This is a genomic window from Brakhagea slesvicensis, from assembly GCF_052161625.1.
GTDB lineage: Bacteria > Planctomycetota > Planctomycetia > Pirellulales > Pirellulaceae > JBKCUI01.
On record NZ_CP197412.1, the window covers coordinates 5781478 to 5798295 of the forward strand.

A 16818-nucleotide genomic window follows, 5' to 3' on the forward strand; every position below is an offset into this window, starting at 1 on the left:
ATCGGGAGCGAGGCGTTTCGGCCTTAAGCTTTTTCAGGCCCGCGGCAAGGCGATTTGTCGCGGGCTTTTTTTGTTCTTCGCCCCTTCCGGCCGATAGTCAGTCCCACGTAACTCCCCTAAACTGGTGGCCTTGATCGACTTGTCCTCTCACTCACGAAGTCGTTTCGACGACATTCTCTAATCGCAGGATTTTTCGTTCCATGATCGTAGGCGTTCCGAAGGAAGTGAAGCAGGATGAGTACCGCGTCGCCATGCTCCCCGTGGGTGTGGAGGAGCTTGTGTCGCGTGGCCACAAGGTGGTCGTTCAAGCAGGAGCCGGTCTGGGTTCCGGATTGGCCGATCACGCTTATTTGCAGGCAGGGGCCGAGTTGGTCGCATCCGGGAGCGACGTGTATCAGCAAGCCGATTTGATCGTGAAGGTCAAAGAGCCCATGCAATCGGAGTGGGATTACATTCGGGAGGGGCAAGCCCTTTTCACGTACTTCCATTTTGCCGCGGACAAGAAGCTCACCGAGGCGATGCTCCAGACCAAGTCGGTGTGCTTTGCCTACGAGACACTTCGAGATTCGCAGGGTCGATTATCGCTTTTGACCCCGATGAGCGAAGTGGCGGGACGGATGAGTATTCAGGAGGGGGCAAAGTATTTGGAGCGTCCTCAGATGGGGCGGGGTATTTTGCTTGGTGGAGTACCAGGTGTCGCGCCTGCGCACATCACGATTCTCGGAGGGGGGATAGTCGGTGCCAACGCAGCGCGTATCGCGGCGGGTTTTCAAGCCGACGTGGCCATTCTCGATGTCAACTTGGATCGACTTCGCTATCTAGATGACGTCATGCCACCCAACGTGAATGCCCTTTTTAGTGATCGCCATACGATTCGCGAAGAATTGAAGCTGGCCGATCTTGTTATTGGCTCTGTACTCATACCGGGGGCCAAAGCCCCTCACTTGGTCCGCAAAGAGGACCTTCGGTTGATGAAGCCAGGGAGCGTCATAATCGATGTGGCGATTGACCAGGGTGGCTGTGTCGAGACCAGTCGGCCGACAACGCACCAGAATCCAACTTACATGGTCGACGATGTCCTCCACTATTGCGTGACCAACATGCCTGGAGCGGTCGGGCGAACCAGTACCTTTGCTCTTTGCAACGTCACGTTGCCGTGGGTCTGCACCATTGCGGACAAGGGAATTCCGTGGGCTGTTGAGAATTCCAAGTCACTTCGCGACGCCCTCAACGTTTGCAATGGGAAGGTCACCAACGAGGCCGTCGCCAACACTTTTGGGTTCGAGTACGTAACAAATCCCTAGAAGGGACGCACTTCTAGACCCAATATCGGCGTTATCCGCAAAACCGGATCAAGTCTTACGGGTTTACTGATCCGTGTTGCATGCAACTTCCACAGCTTTGTCGAGCATGCGGATGTTGTTTTCGATACACAGATAGCAATCCTGAAATCCGTTACCAAAGTCGCAATGCAAGCATTGCACTGAGCGAGTTCGCTCGGAGATAATGACAGGACGACGGTTTTAAGACGTTTTCACGGGGGAGTCGCAAGATGAAGCGAACCATGCGTTGGACATTTCTCGCGTTGAGTTTTTCCGTAGCCATTTGCAGCGCGAAGGCTTCGCACGCTCAATTCCAGACGGGTGGTTTCGGCGGAGGGCAAACGGGAGGATTCGGCGGCGGAGGATTCGGGGGGGGAGCTGTAGGCGGTGGAGCTACTGGCGGAGCTGCCTCTCAGAGCCGACTGCCAGGTGCATTTGGAGGGCTTGGGGTGACCGGTACGCCGGTTCTTGAGTACAGCCGGATTAATGCTGCTGCACAGTTTGGAATACCTTCTCAATCGGGAGCGCCCAGTGGAGGCGCTGGCGGAACCGGAGGTGGGACGACTGGATTTGGCGGAGCTCCGGCCGGAGGTTCTCCTTTTGGAGCCAACGCGTTTGGGGGAGGAACCCTAGGAGCGGGAGGACTCGGTGGTGGTATAGGTGGCCTGGGAGGCGGGCTTGGAGGCTTGGGAGGCGGTTTTGGCGGCGGCTTGGGTGGGCTTGGTGGAATCGGCGGCTTAGGCGGGCTGGGAGGCAGTCGAAATCGCAACCAGCTTGGAGGTGGCCGCAACGCCAATGGCAAGGGTCAGATTCGGGCGGTCGTTCGTCCCGATATTGAGTTCAATCAAGACGCGCGCAACACGTCGTTCAATACGATCCCAGAACGCATGGCTCGTTTGCCATTGCCAGAACGGCTGCGGAATATTTCCGCAACCGTTGAGTCGGGCGTCGTCGTTCTCCGAGGCACAGCCCTTACCGAGTCGGATAAGAGGATGGTGGAGAAGCTGGTGATGTTGGAGCCTGGGGTGACGCAGGTCCAAAATGAGGTGTCAGTCCTGACCAAGCCGGCTGAGACAATTGAGGCAACGCCCAACCGTTAGCGGGGCCTCCGGGAACCGAGGTTCCCGATGGATTGATCACATTGGAGCCGTTCCCTGTGGAGGGGAGCGGCATCTGAGTGGGAGGGGTGAAGAACGAAGCAACTTGCATTGTCGTTTGGGCTGCAGGTTGAGATGCTTTCGCAATTTCTCCGATCGCTTGGTCTGCAGCGGCCATCCGAGCGGACATCAAATCCTGATTATAGGCTTGCGGAGCATCGCCACTTTGCTCGGCCCCCATCGCCGCTTGTTGCATTTGCTCATAGACCGCAATAAGGTCCGGGGTATTCAATTGTCTTTGGGCCGAACGGTGGGGCATGTTGATCGTCGTAACGCCATGACCAAGGGGCGTCCCGCCAAACGGTTGCTGTGAAGACGCATTGGAAACAGGGCTGCTTGCTGCGGGCTCGGATACCGGCACTTGAGCATTAACCTGCATGATGGTCTTAACATCCTGCTGCACCCGAGCCTTACCTGGCAAATTGACGGTTGCTGCTGCACCTCGCACCATCTTTCCGTCTTTCGCAACGAAGGTGGGTATGAGCATGATCTTCTTTTCCTCCCCAGGTGCTGCGTCCCAAGGAATCCAGACGCTGTACGACGCGCCCAGTTGCCCTTCCGAGAAATGGGAGGTCAATTGTTCGGCGGTAAACTTGAACCGTTTGGTTGCTGAACTTAATTCGGGACGTTCCTGCACCCCGAAACTATCATCGAAGCCATACACCATCAGTTCGCCGTCGACCGGAACGGCTTGCGTCTTTTCGTTGTAGAAATAGAAGCGACCGCCGAAGCCACGGGTCGGAGCTTTTCCGGGGATCGACAGAATATCGTAGGTCCAAACGACATTCATCGCTTGTGGGATTTGATATTCCTTCTTTTTGAACGAGAACCAACTCTTGTCATCGTCCTTCTTCTTCGTCGATTTCGCGTCGCCTGTTAGCGACGCGCAACCAGTTAAGGAAGTAGCAATTCCAAGGGCGATCCACGCTGCCGGAGTGAGCGTACTTTTCGAAAGCATTTGCATCCCTGCTATGTTTTCAAGTGACTTGAGTTGATGTAATGGGACGTCATTCGCCCCGTAGAACGCGGATGCAATGATCCGTGTTCCAGCTTCGTTTCTACGCCCCCAATCTGGGACATCGTTCTGTTACCGAGACGTGGGAGACGCGATTCTCGCATCAGGTCCCAACGGTCGATAGCTGGCTGGAGCAATCCCCCCCGTTTGCATGCCCGCAGCTTGGGGCAACTGATACGAGGTGTTTTGCAGCGGGGCAGCGGGAGTCACCGCTCCGTTCCCGTTGGAGGCGGGGACGTCCTTGAGGATCGATCGCCCCGTTTGAGGATCGAGCATCACCGGTGGCTGTTCTTCCATAATCACCCCCTCCGCTTCACCCATCATGACGTTGGGGTTCATGGTGGGATCGAATTCGACAGCTGGCGTCAGGTCCGGAAAGATCACCGGTGACGCTGCGGGTCCCCAAAGTCCATTTCCTGGGGACAAACCGACATCACCGTGGATGTTGAGAATGTCAGCCATGCACCAACTCATACGGGACGATTCTACTTGCTTGATCATATCGATCTTGGCAGAGTCATTGGAGTTGATCACACGGGGAGTCATCACGATGAGTAGTTCCGATCGAGATTCCGCCTCCGATTCGAAGCGGAACAAGGCTCCCGCGACTGGAATGCTCGCCAACCAGGGAATCCGACGTGATCGACTCGATCTAAGTTTGGAAATCAATCCGCCGAGGACCACGGTCTGCCCGTCGTAAGCCGTGACCCGTGTTTGTGCTAGGGTCTGGTTGATGATCGGCGAAAGGATCGCTTCGCCGTTGGGTCCAAATCCAATTGGAACACCATCGTCAATGTTCCCCAGACTCGATCGATTGACGGCGACGATCATATTGATCAAACCGTCTTGGTTCGTTCTTGGTTGGATCTGCATGATCAGGCCCACAGGCGTATCTGTGATCTGGTTTTGTTGCTGTCCGAATTGGTTCGCTGTCGTTCCTACAATTCGCGGAACGGATTGTCCCACTTGCACAACCGAGATGTTGTTATCAATCGTGAGAAGATTGGGGCGGGACAGAACCTGCACTCGGTTCGCATCCTGCAATGCTCGGAACAAAATGCTGACAGACTCACTTCCTGCTGCCAAGACCAGACCACCGTATCCCAACTGGGAGTTCGTGCGTCCAAGTGAGAAGTTTGTCAGACCTTGTCCCGCTACATTTTGGGGACGACCTCGGGTCACCGTATTGTTTAAAGGTGTACCGGTGTTGAATCCCGGGGTGCCTAGCGTTCCACCCGATGCGCTTCCGCGATCAAAAATGAGAGAATCCTGGATACCGAATTCGTTCCCCATTTCGAAGTTGTCATCGAGCGTTACTTCCGCAACGAGCATCTCGACCGCAATCATCGGTTGCTGACGATCCAATCGAGTGACAACATCGCGAATCTGTTGGAGATAGCGAGGAGTCGCGCTGATGATCAGACTGTTGGTCGCTGGCTCCGAGACGATGAACACTTCACGGTCGACTCGCTCAAACAAACTGATTGCCTGCCCGGAGATCAACTGTTGCGTGATGACCTGTCGCTGTGTATTGAGCAGCTGATTCAACGCTGTCACGACGTCATTGGCCGAACTGTTTCGCAGCCATATCACTTCGTTGGATCGCTGCTGACCGCTTTGATCGTCGAGTCGGTATAGCAACGCTTCGATGACTTCCAAGTCCGATGCGGAACCGGAGGCGATGATCGAGTTCGTTCTCGCATCGGTCGTTACACGAAGTGGAATCAGCGAACTATCTCCACCGCTGGTCAATGCAGCCAAGTTCTGCAAACCGACTGTGGCCGCATTGGTTGTTGCGGTACCTGCCGTCGCAGGGAGCCCGAATACTTGCTGAAGCGTCAACGCGAGACTGGTAGCATCACCGTTCATCACGGGAAAAACTTTGATACGAGCATCAGCGCTCGGTAGTTGATCCAGTTGCTCGATCAAGGCAGCGACGAGAGGCATGCTCTTCGCCGGCGCCCGGACGACCAATGCGTTGATGCTTGGGCTGGTGGTAATCACCACACCCGCCAGGATTCCCGATTCGATATCTGGACCTTTGCCTTCGCGGGGCGAGATCGAGATCTTTCCACTTGGAGTTGAAGCCCTTGAGGAGGTAGTGCCCCCCTGGTTGCCACCACCCTGACCTCCGCCTTGTCCGCCAGCCCCACCGGTCGCTTGACCGCTGATTGCGGTCGAGAGAATAGGTTGCAGTTCGGAAGCAACAGCGTTCTTGATTGGGAAAACGCGGATCTGACTTTCTGCTGGCGACGTTTCGACGTCGATCTCACCGATTAGCTTGCTGACTTCGGTTTGATCACGAGGAGATGCCTGCACGATCAACGCGTTGGTACGGTAGTCGGCAACGACTTTGATACGAGGAGCGAGACCAGTACTGGTCGTCGTTCCACCGCCACCGGTCCCCCCCGTTCCCGTTTCGCTGAAGAAGTTTCGAATCAACAGCTCCGCATCGACCGACGAGGTGTGCAGAAGCTTATAAACCTTCAATTGGCTGTTGGGATCGAGCGGTTGGTCTAGTTTGTTGATCAATTCGATCAAGCCGGTCATCGCATCCTTTCGGCCGATGAGAAGCAGCGAATTAGGCTGTCCCAAGGGGGTGATGCTAACTTGACCTTGCCGAGGTGCGAAGACCGTGGTGTTGATGTCGTTAATGATGACCGACAACGCTTGACTGTTCACGTGCTGCAGTGGAACCAGTTCAATGTCAGGCTGCGTTTCTTTGCTCTGGTTCTTGATCTTCTCGATCACTTCCAAAACGCGTTCAACGTCCTTTTTGCTACCTTTGACGATGACCAAGCCCATTTCGTTGACGAACGAGATATCGACATCGCCGATCAGGCCCGTTCCCGAGCTGAGTGAGTCAGGCGAACCGATCACGGTCGCTTGATCGTTCTGCCCTCTTCCTGGTAATTGGGCGACACCGGTTTCATCTTCCTGAGGAGGCTGTCCATCCTGCTGGTAGCTTGCGAAACGAACAAGTTGGACCGCGCGTTCGATTCTCTCGGGTGTCGCAGGATTGATTGGAATGATTTGAGTCGGTCTCTCAGGGTCTGCTTGCCCCAAGTCGATTGCGGCGATGACTTGGTTCCAAGCCATAACATTCGCAGGGGTTCCTGCTAGCTTCACAGTATTGGTGTTCCGCTCAATCTGCATCAACTCTTGCGGTCCATTCGCAGTCAACAGTCGAAGGCTAGCAACCCCGTTTCCTGTCTCCACAACATTGAGTTTGTTTCCGGCCAAGCGGTTGATGGCATCCTCCAACTGCTTCGCATTGATCTTCTGCAGTCGGAAATTCGACTGCTGAATCGTCGGAGGTACTTTGGAACCACCTGCGGTCGTAGTCGATTGGGCTTTGAGCATTGCGATCGTCTGCGCGATCTGCTGCTGAACGCCTTCTGGTGCCAAAACCATCAGCCGACCCGATCCGGGTTCGGTACTGATGCGAATTCGCTTCTCTGCAGCGTATTGCAACTGAAGCTGAGCCGCGAGGGACCCGGATGTTTCGGGTGGTACATCATAAATCTGGAGCTTGCCATCGCTGCTCGCAGATGCCACAACTCCGGTGGCACCCGGTAGATTGGAGGCCGCGCCCGTGCCTGTTTGAGCAATCCGATTGCTGGGATTCGTTTGGGCTGTCGAGCGAGTCACAACCGTAGCGGACGCCAGAATCGCGACGGAGTAGCTAGCAAATCTCAGGAGGAATCTCTTTTTCACGTGCCGTTTCCTTCGTTTGAATGGACTGCAAGCCCTTAGCGCAGCTCGCTTCAATCCGATTGATCGGAATTTTGGGCAAACCCACTTCAAACAAAACAAACTTCCTTGCCGTTAAAATTTAACCATTCCGAACCCACGCTCCCCCCACCTTCTGTATCCCCCTCATTCTCTCCCCAAGATCATCATGCGACATATCCCTTTCATTCTCGCCTTCTTCGTTTTGCTACCTGCCTGCCGATTGGCCTGGGCGGCTCCCCCGAATCCGCTCCCCGATACAGTTGGTTTGGCGATGGACGGGGATATCGCGGACCAGATGATCACGGGGATCCACACCTTTCTCGATCGGCAGATCGGGGAAAAGCGTGAGGAACGATTCCGGTCATGGCCCAAACCACAATCGCCAAACGCCATTCCACTTGAGCTGCAATCCGAGTATTTCGCTGCGACCAAGCTGCTTCGCGAATCGCTTGCCTATCGGATTGGAATTCGCGAGTCCCGCGCTGCCGAACCACAGTTACGAATTGAGCACCCCTGGGCTGGGCACGATGATGCTCGCGACACCTCAGGCTTGGGTATCTCTTCTGTTTGCTGGAATGTCTTCGAAGATGTGATCGTCTATGGAATTTGCGTCACCCCAAACGCACCAGCCCTGCAAGGCCGGTCCCCAAAAGCTATCGTGATCGCCATCCCCGATGCAGACCAATCCCCGGAACAGCTTTGCGGGCAAGGGCCTGAAACCAGTTCCTACGCGATCGAGTTGGCGCGAAGAGGCGTGCACGTCTTTGTTCCCGAAGTCATTCAGCGAACCGAGGAGGCTCGGCAAGGGCGAGCCGTCTTAACGGATCAAGAGTTTCTCTATCGATCCTCTTTCGTCCTGGGTCGTCATCCGCTTGGATATCAAGTTCAGTCGATTCAATCCTTGATCGATGGGATCCGACAGACGTTCCCAGAAACACCGATCGGATTAGCCGGTTGGGGTGAAGGAGGCTGGATTGCATTGCACACTGCGGCGTTGGATGATCGTGTCCATTCCACAGTCGTATCGGGTCATTTCCAGTCGAGAGAGGAGATCTGGCGGGAGCCCATTCATCGAAATGTCCAAGGATTACTGAGGCAGCACGGCGACGCAGAGCTTGCTGCCCTGGTTGCCCCTCGCAACTTCATCCTCGATCCAATCCCAGGGCCGAAAGTCCTCGTGGCAGGGCAAGGTGCAGCGCCTGGCTTATTGAATGGCCCTGCCCCCGATAAGGTTGCAATGGAATGGAATCGCGCTAAGAGTTTGGTCGGTGTATGGGGACTGGGAGCTTCCCTCCAAGAAGTCGATCCCGCGCTTGCAGCAACTCCAAAGTCCAATCATGCGGGGGAACCGAGTGCGGCAGCTCTCGTGCGCCTTCTGAATCTTCTCACCACGGATTCCAGTCCGCAATCGGAAGCAATCCCTCGCTGGCAGCCTTTCCACACCTATGACGAGCGTCGAAAACGAACCCTTCAAATGTGGGATCGACACCAACAGCGAGTTCTTGAGCGCTCACACCTCGAAAGAACCGACTACTGGAAGCAGTTGCAAACGAAGTCTCTTACTGAGTTCGAAGCCACCATCGCTCCCTATCGCGAGGATTTTCGGAACGAAGTGATTGGAGCTTGGGAGACTCCCAAACGATCGCCCAATCCGCGAAGCCGATACCTTAAGAGCATCGACGGGATCGCAGAGTATGAGGTGGTGCTCGACGTCTTCGACAACGTTTTTGCCTACGGAAAATTGCTCCTACCACCAGAGCCGTTGAATGCTTGGTCGGACAGCAAGTCCAATGCCAATGCGTTGACCAAGCGTCCATGTGTTGTCTTTCAGCACGGCCTCGAAGGACGTCCCGATGACACCATCACGGGCGACCATCCGGCTTATCACGACGTATCGATGCAGCTCGCACGCCAAGGGTACATTGTCTTTGCGCCCCAGAATCTTTATTTGTTGGAAGACCGTTTCCGAGAATTGCAGCGGAAGAGCAATCCATTAGGAAAGACACTCTTTTCGACGATGGTTTCTCAACACGAAGTTATTGTGGATTGGTTGAAGTCTATCCCGATCATCGATCCCGAGAGAATCGCTTTTTATGGGCTTTCTTATGGAGGGAAGAGTGCGATGCGTATTCCAGCACTTATCCCTAGTTATTGCCTCTCCATTTGCTCTGCGGACTTCAACGATTGGGTATGGAAGAATGCGTCGACGAGCAGTCCGTACAGTTATGTGTGGACCAAGGAGTACGAGATCTTCGAATTCGATCTTGGGCCAAAATTCAACTATGCCGAGATGGCAACGTTGATCGCTCCACGCCCCTTTATGGTCGAACGAGGACATTTTGACGGCGTCGCACCCGACGATCGCGTCGGTGCTGAATTCGCGAAAGTCAATCACCTTTATTCGGCCTTGCTCAAGCTCCCGAACCGAGCGCGCATCGAATGGTTCCCTGGCCCCCACACGATCCATGGCAAAGGAACATTCGAGTTCCTCCGCCAACACTTGAAGCCGTGAATGCCATTTGCATAAGGCTCTTAAAAAGGCTGGCTATTCGCTCGCCTTGAGGGAAGGATCTAGTTGGAGTGCCGTTTCCATGTCTTTCTCGGCTTTATCTTCATTTCCGACCGCTTGATAGGCAAAGCTGCGATTTTGGAATGCCCACGCGTACTCGGGTTCTCGTTGAATGATTCGTGTGTAAGCCTCGATCGCATCGACATACCGCCCCGCAGCATGAGCCTTGTACGCTTCGTTACTCAGCCAGGTAATCGACCAAGGACACCAAACGCAGAACATGACCGATGCAGCCAAGAGAGCTCCCGCCGCCGCGACAGCCAAGGGGCGATAAGGTCGTAGGACCCATGCAGCTGCGATGCTCGCACCGAAGAGGATGCCGGAGAAGTGGGAAGCATTACCCACCTCCCAAATCTGGGCGAGGCTCAACGCAAGGCAGATGAAAAGCCATCCGACAAACAACCATATGGTATTGGACGATAGGACTTCTTCGAACAATGGGTACTTGCCTCGCGCCAACCACATAAACCCGAAAAACGCATAGACGACTCCCGAAGCACCAATTCCCGTCGAATCCGAGAGTGCCAATTCGAATGCCGAGCTGACAAAGGCGGACGCGACGAAAAACAACAGAAAGAGCAGCGAACCAATGGATCGTTCCAGTCGACTACCGAGGACCCAAAGCCAATAAACGTTGAGAGCCAGATGCCAAATCTCGAGGTGCACGAAGGCGGACGTAATCAATGCCCAATACTGACCGTTCCAAATCGAGTTTGCAGGCAAATACCCGAATCGGGAAAGGCGGTCCAATACGTTCGCATCTTCCGCCGAGCCAAGCCCAAGAAAGATCCCAATACAGATCAAGCAACTGACGCCGGTCACCCAAGATGACAGAATCGAAGCGGAGCTCGAGCTCGGTTCCAATTCAGGTGGAGCATCTTGGTTTGTCACTGTATCGTTCATGACCGATCTCCCCCGAATTTGAACGTCGGTGTATCGCCTGGTAACGAATGATGCAATGCTTCGGGCATGATGGGTTGTCCAATGGTGCTTGGCTATTTCGGCGATGTTACGAACCTAGTCTGTTCATCTCCATCGCCTTCGAACTTGGTTAATCGCCAGCTTTTTCGCGAGCGAGTTGTTGAAGACCTCGTAAATCGAGCTTGCCTGTTCCAAGGATTGGGATGGCGTCGACGCGAATGAAACTGTCGGGGGCAGGGATGAACAAATTCGGGAGCCCCATATTGGAGAGCTCTTTGCAGATCTCGGCCGGCGTCTTCGAGATCTCAGTGTGCAGCACCACGAGGCGTTCTCCTTTCTTTTGGTCCGGAACTCCAGCGACACCGACGTTTAAGACCCCTTCGTTGTCTCCAACGATCTGAAGAATCGCTTCCTCGACTTGGATATGCGGTACCATCTCGCCGCCAATCTTGGAGAAGCGGCTTTGTCGACCGGTGATGAACACAAAACCATCTTCGTCGATGTATCCTACGTCACCGGTTGTGTACCAACCGTCGTGGATGACTTTTGCGGTCAGCTCCGGTTGATGGAGATAGCCGCTCATGATATTCGGACCCTTGATCTGGATCATCCCCGTTTCCATGGTTTGCAGGGGGTGGCCATCATCGAGCGAGATGACGCGAGCGGATACCCCTGGAATAGGGCGTCCCACGGAGCCTTCGCGGAGACCGCCGTCACGGTCGTTGGTTTGTGCGCGGCCACGCGGCAGATTCACGCAAGCAACTGGGCTTGTTTCCGTCGCTCCATATCCCTCGGTGGGTCGGATTCCAAAGACATTCTCGAACGCGCCGAACAAGTCCGCTGGCATTTTCTCGGCGCCAACAACGACTACCTCCAACGACTTGAATTGTTCAGGTTCGATGCGGCGGATGTAGCTGCGCAAGAACGTCGGCGTACCAAGCAGGACCGTCGAGCGATTGGTTTGAACGAGCTTTCCGATTTGCCGTGGTTCCAATGGATTGAAGTGGTAGGAAGCCGACGAAGGAAGGGTCAGTGCCCCCCAGAGCGTTACGGTGAAACCGAACGAATGGAAGAAAGGAAGAATGCCCAAAAAGTCATCGCTCTCAAGTACGCGAATGTACTTGTCAAAGCCTTGGACATTCGAAGCGACGTTCAGAAGGGTCAAGGGGACGCCTTTCGGGTTTCCCGTCGATCCCGATGTAAAAATCACGGTTAGCAAATCGTCCGGTTTGCAATCATTGAGTTTGAGTTTTCGATCCAACATGAACGAGGGCAAGACGCGTGCATAGAGAAGTGCCGAGAGCTTATCCCCCATGTTCGCTTTCTCTCGAATATCTTCGAGGTAGATCAGTTTCGCGTTGGGCTTGATCCCAAACTTTTCGATGACTTTGGTACTGGTGAGAACCGTTTTGATCCCAGCTTGCTCGATACAGCTATTGATGGTCCCTTCCGAAACGGTGTAGTTCAAATTGACAGCCACGCGGCGTCCCAACCCCAGGGCAAGGTTCACGACCGCTCCTGGGACCGTTGGAGGAAATAGAACTCCGACAAACTTTTCATCGCGTTCGAGAGCCTCTCTTTCCAGGACTCGTTTGAGGACCAACGTCCTGAGGAGCAGATCATTTCCAGAGAGAGAGATCCCGGTGGAATCGGAGATCTTCTTCTTGGCACCTTTTTCACGGCAGCGACGAATGAACAGTTTGAAAAGATTCCAGTCCCAAGGTTGATCGTGTGGTGTGACCGAAATTGCCGGCTTGGACATAAAAAAACTCTTCAACAGGTGAGGAAGATGGGGCGCGGAGCAATATATCGCATTTCCGGGATCGAAATGCCAGATGGTAACCTTTCTCCCGAGAACAGATTTTATTCCGAGCTGCGCAAATACTTGATCAAATTCGCGATTTGCTGGGCATCGAGGGATTTTTCGAAACCATCTGGCATGAGTGACAAACTGGATTCCTTTTCCTCTGCGATAAGGCCCCGTTCGATCGCTCGAATACGACCGTCGGTTCCGATGATCTCAATCGACTGGTCGGTCTCGCGGACTTTCAATCCCGAAATGACTTCATCGTCCTCGGTCCGATAACTGACCCGTTTGTACTTGGTATCCACCGAACGGCTTGGATCGATAATCGACGTGACCCATGCGTCATTGGTCCAATGATTCAAGCCCGTTAGGGGAGGTCCGATTGCGGGGATCTTATCCCCTCCTATTTCCCTTTCCGCATGGCAAGCGGCGCAATGTTGTAGGAAAAGGGCTTTGCCCGATTCGCGATCGGCTTCCTTGGGCCATTGGCTCAACGTGGAGACGATGATCTCTTGGCGATTGGTCCGATCATCCGAACCGAACAACGCGAGAACACGCTTTTTGATTTCAGGATCCGGTTGCTCTCGGAGCCTCTCAATTTGGCTTGGAAGAATCTGCTCTACCGAAACTTCGCGAGCGATCGCGCGGTCGAGCCACCAGACCGCCGACTTGGGCTTTGCCAAAAACGTAGACGCCACCCTCTGCCCCCAATCGACTTGCGAGCTCGATTGCCGAACGATCGAACTCCAATACCTCTCGCCGACATCAAGGAGTCGGCTTAGGACTTCATCGGAGAACGATGGGTCGGAATCGGTCGAGGCGAGCAGGAGAAGCGATTCCCGTTCCTTGCTTTCGGATTCGGAAAGGGCGTTCCAATAAAAATCAAGGGCTGCCAACCGTGTATCGCGACTCAGTGCGTTGGAGTGCAAAGCATCTTTGGCATCCATCTTCAATCGCACATAGAGATCTTTATCTTCCTGCGGTGCATCTTTTTGATTTGCGAGATTCCGAAGTGCGATGAGATAATGCCAAGCGGGACGCTCCCCTCGGGAGGTGCGGAGGGTATCCACAAGCCCCAATTGCATGCGACTCGAAATGCGTGGCATCAATCGATCCACGATTTTGGTCAATGACACTTCCGAACGATCTAGCAAGGCTTGGGTCAGCGCATCGACTCGATCCTCGGGTACAAAAATTGCCAAAGTATCCCAGCCGCTTACGTTAGCATGCAACGTTAGCAACTCGGCCCATTGCTTTGGCTCTATCCTTTGACTTCGTAGCGAAGCGAGGAACAAGTGTTTCGTGTGACTGGGCGAACTCAACACATCTTCCCGCTTGCATAAGAGTTGGAGCGATGCGTCGATTCCCGGAGAGGCAAGCTTTTCCCTTGCTATGGTACGGAGCGCGTAATCGACAAGCCCCGATTCGGGAGCCGTTAAAACGGTCTCCCAATCCTGATCATCCAGAGCGTCAAGGTAATGGAGCATGTTGAAAATACGAAGCCGTGCCTTGGGGCTCGCCGCCGAACGCAGGTCCTTTTTCAATTGCCCCTTTAGTTCAGGCCGCTCCTCGGCGTACCAAAGCATTTGTTGCTGAGCTAATTCCGCGATGGCTTGATTGTCGCTTCCCAGGAGGCCGATCCAGTCCGATGTCGATCGTTTCGATCCTTGGATATTTGGAAGCGAAGACGGTTTAAAATCTTCTCGAAAGACACGATAGATTCTCCCGCGATCCTGCCCTGCTCGGACGTCTAGACGCGCAAGCCATTCCTCGGGAATCCAAGTGGGATGTTCGATCACGCGACGGTACATGTCCACGACCCACACGGTTCCGTCCGGCGCATTGACAACGCGAACGGGTCGGAACCAAGGATCATCGCTACGGATCCATTCCGATTGCGCGTCTTCGGGGAATCGATTTGCTTTGAAACTGATCCCATCTGGTTTCATTTGAAATCGGGCTACAAGATTATGCACGCTCTCGCAAACGATCGCAGCCCCTTGCATGCTGTCACCCGAACCTGGGCTCGAATTAAAGATCGTGCTGCATGCCGAGGTGAAGCGATTCGCCGTGTAAGGGTCATTGAAGCGATCGAGCGGCTGGCTGAGAGGGAAGACTTGTGGCGTGCTAGGTGGGTTGGTGACGTATTGATAAAGCGATCTGGGGAGGGGGATATTCCCTTCTTTCCAGAATCGGTCGATGGTGAAATGATAGATCGGGTGGCTATTGTTATTGCCGAACCAGTTCCCCCACGCGTCTTGGCTGCGGATAAACTGTGTCTCTCCCGACTCTTGTGTCAAGGTTCGTCGATCGGGATCCAGTGCCAGATCGACTCCCTGCACGGAAACGGTCTCGGTCGATCCGTCCAGTTTGTGAAGAAGAACATCCCGCGCACCATCCCCCGCTCCAAAGTAAAGGCGATGGTCCAATCCGTAGGTGAAACCGTAGACACGGTGTTGTGGATTGGTTTCGGGGAAACCGGAGAGAATGGTGGTGCGCTCGTCGGCCGTCCCATCGCCATCTCGATCGCGTGCAAAGAAAACTTCAGGAGCGCAGGCGACGATAACACCATCCCGCCAAGCTTGCACACCCGCAGGGAAATCCAGATTATCTAAGAAGACATGGCTCTCATCGAGCTTGCCATCCCCGTCGTTGTCGCGCAGCCACTTCACGCGCCCCCGTCGCTCGCCCCCGCTGGGATAATCCCCCATTTCCACGATCCAAACTCGGCCGTCGGGTCCAAAGCTCACATTGATAGGGTCCTCGACCAACGGTTCGGCTGCCAGCTGATCCACTCGCCATCCCTTTGGTACTTGGATACTTCGCCAACCTTCTTCTGCTGAGAGTGGTCGCTCCATCGATCGCTTTTGGCGCTGTAGATCGAGCACCGCTCGCACCCATTTATCTTCCGTTCCCGATACCCATCGGCCAGGCTGGTTGTAATACAACATGGAACTGTCCACTTCGTAGCCTCCCTCGGAACGGACTCGCTCCGAGGCGACATAAGCAAAAACGTCATCGGTGTAAGCTGCGACCCAAACGTGGGCGAATTGATTCAATTCCCGCTCGAATCGCATTTGAAAATCGACAACAACTTCACCGCCGAGAAAGACCCAAGCCAATTCGTTGCCAAACGTCCAGAGATGCGCAGGAGCTGGATACGACTCGGGGATGCGGTCTTTCTTCGTAAGAATGTCCAGCATCGTCTTCGCAAAATTTCTTTCTTGGTAGGTTTTGCTTTCCAGCATCTCCTGCAGCTTATTGCGACTGGGCCGTTCAAACTCGAGACCTGTGTATGCGAAGGTGACAGTCGTCGGTGCAGGGACTTGTTTCAATTCTTTATGAAGGCCACGCAGAACGGAAGCGGCTAGTTCTTTCCCGTGGGATTGTGCGTTTTCATAGCTTCCCCGCGGATTGGGATTCGCATCAGCGCCTGTTCCAATGATGGGTAGGGCGATAGCCCCTTTCCAGTCCGTCTCGATGGCAGAGGCCGCGAGTCCTGCCCAATCCGCGCTGACTTGGTTCAAGTCCGGTGAAATCGTGGTGCAGTGGCAGGCGTATTGAAACGCGACTGCGAGCGGGCTGCCATCGTTCTTGGTGACTTTGAGAATCCTTACGTTTTGGTCTACAGGCCCGTCGTTGGATTCGGTGGAACCAGCGACGGACGCGGACCTCACATTGCGGCGATTTTTTGCGAAACCTGCATGATCCTCGCCATGCTCCACGGCGGCAGCAGTTCTGCGTTCCCAAGCCGCTTTCATGGCCGTTTTGGTTTTCTCCACGACCATCGCCGTGTAACGCTTGGTCGCCTCGACTTCTTCGGGGGATTGAGGGACGGTGTAGAGATTCGTGATCGCGCCTTCGAGATGGGGAGCCGAATGCGAATGGGTCGTGCAGAGCGCAATTTCGGCTCTCGCGATTTGGAACTCCTGCTCTGCGTACTTGGTGATCTGATCGGTCATCGCGGGAGCGATTCCGATCGCGTCCAAGGAGACGAGCATCAGCGGTTTGCTACCAGCGTGCTCCAGATAGAGGGCTCGCACGTACAACGGATCGGCTACGGCAGAAGTCGACTGCGAGCGGACTGCGTAACCGCTCAAGCGGACCGACTCCGTTGGCGTGATCTCTTCTTTGGCAGCACCGGCAATCCAACTCTCCGCCGCGAGGGAACCGGACGGAGAGAAAGCCAGGGCAAGCAGCAGCACCGATAAAGCGAGGGGGAGGGAAATCGCAACGGCGAGGCGGGAGCGACAGACCAGTCGCGGGTGGGAATCAAGCATCGTATCTTCCTT

7 protein-coding genes are annotated in these 16818 nt (G+C 54.6%); 3 read left to right on the plus strand and 4 right to left on the minus strand.

Going from position 1 to position 16818, the window contains the following annotated elements:
* The first annotated feature begins 200 nt into the window (after positions 1 to 200).
* Positions 201 to 1304 (plus strand): alanine dehydrogenase, encoded by a 1104-nt coding sequence (gene ald, locus SH467x_RS21860; RefSeq protein WP_482369212.1) that lies wholly within the window; start codon positions 201 to 203, stop codon positions 1302 to 1304.
* 260 nt (positions 1305 to 1564) lie between these two features.
* The gene (locus SH467x_RS21865) at positions 1565 to 2422 is read left to right on the plus strand and encodes a BON domain-containing protein (RefSeq protein ID WP_482369213.1); all 858 of its coding nucleotides are present in this window, start codon (positions 1565 to 1567) and stop codon (positions 2420 to 2422) included.
* Positions 2423 to 3566: 1144 nt separating this feature from the next.
* Here SH467x_RS21865 and SH467x_RS21870 read toward each other — a convergent pair.
* Complete coding sequence (locus SH467x_RS21870) at positions 3567 to 7211, minus strand: secretin N-terminal domain-containing protein (RefSeq protein ID WP_482369214.1); 3645 nt, start codon at positions 7209 to 7211, stop codon at positions 3567 to 3569.
* A 184-nt stretch (positions 7212 to 7395) separates the two neighbouring features.
* Here SH467x_RS21870 and SH467x_RS21875 point away from each other — a divergent pair, with 184 nt between their 5' ends.
* Positions 7396 to 9741, plus strand: a complete 2346-nt coding sequence (locus SH467x_RS21875) for an alpha/beta hydrolase family protein (RefSeq protein WP_482369215.1) — start codon at positions 7396 to 7398, stop codon at positions 9739 to 9741.
* A 33-nt stretch (positions 9742 to 9774) separates the two neighbouring features.
* Here SH467x_RS21875 and SH467x_RS21880 read toward each other — a convergent pair whose 3' ends face one another.
* The 3 genes from SH467x_RS21880 to SH467x_RS21890 all read right to left on the minus strand — a co-directional run bounded on the left by SH467x_RS21880 (position 9775) and on the right by SH467x_RS21890 (position 16806).
* Positions 9775 to 10701: a rhomboid family intramembrane serine protease gene (locus SH467x_RS21880; protein WP_482369216.1), complete on the minus strand. Its 927-nt coding sequence runs from the start codon at positions 10699 to 10701 to the stop codon at positions 9775 to 9777.
* A gap of 148 nt (positions 10702 to 10849) precedes the next feature.
* A complete protein-coding gene (locus SH467x_RS21885; protein WP_482369217.1) occupies positions 10850 to 12481 on the minus strand; it encodes an AMP-binding protein in 1632 nt (543 codons plus the stop codon).
* A gap of 101 nt (positions 12482 to 12582) precedes the next feature.
* Positions 12583 to 16806: a neutral/alkaline non-lysosomal ceramidase N-terminal domain-containing protein gene (locus SH467x_RS21890; protein WP_482369218.1), complete on the minus strand. Its 4224-nt coding sequence runs from the start codon at positions 16804 to 16806 to the stop codon at positions 12583 to 12585.
* Positions 16807 to 16818 lie beyond the last annotated feature (12 nt).

Excerpts from the sequence above, each read along its gene's own strand:
- SH467x_RS21865 (WP_482369213.1), top strand. The coding sequence starts at position 1,565 with ATGCGTTGGACATTTCTCGCGTTGAGTTTTTCCGTAGCCATTTGCAGC.
- SH467x_RS21880 (WP_482369216.1), bottom strand. The coding sequence starts at position 10,701 with ATGAACGATACAGTGACAAACCAAGATGCTCCACCTGAATTGGAACCG.
- SH467x_RS21875 (WP_482369215.1), top strand. The coding sequence starts at position 7,396 with ATGCGACATATCCCTTTCATTCTCGCCTTCTTCGTTTTGCTACCTGCC.
- ald (WP_482369212.1), top strand. The coding sequence starts at position 201 with ATGATCGTAGGCGTTCCGAAGGAAGTGAAGCAGGATGAGTACCGCGTC.
- SH467x_RS21890 (WP_482369218.1), bottom strand. The coding sequence starts at position 16,806 with ATGCTTGATTCCCACCCGCGACTGGTCTGTCGCTCCCGCCTCGCCGTT.
- SH467x_RS21885 (WP_482369217.1), bottom strand. The coding sequence starts at position 12,481 with ATGTCCAAGCCGGCAATTTCGGTCACACCACACGATCAACCTTGGGAC.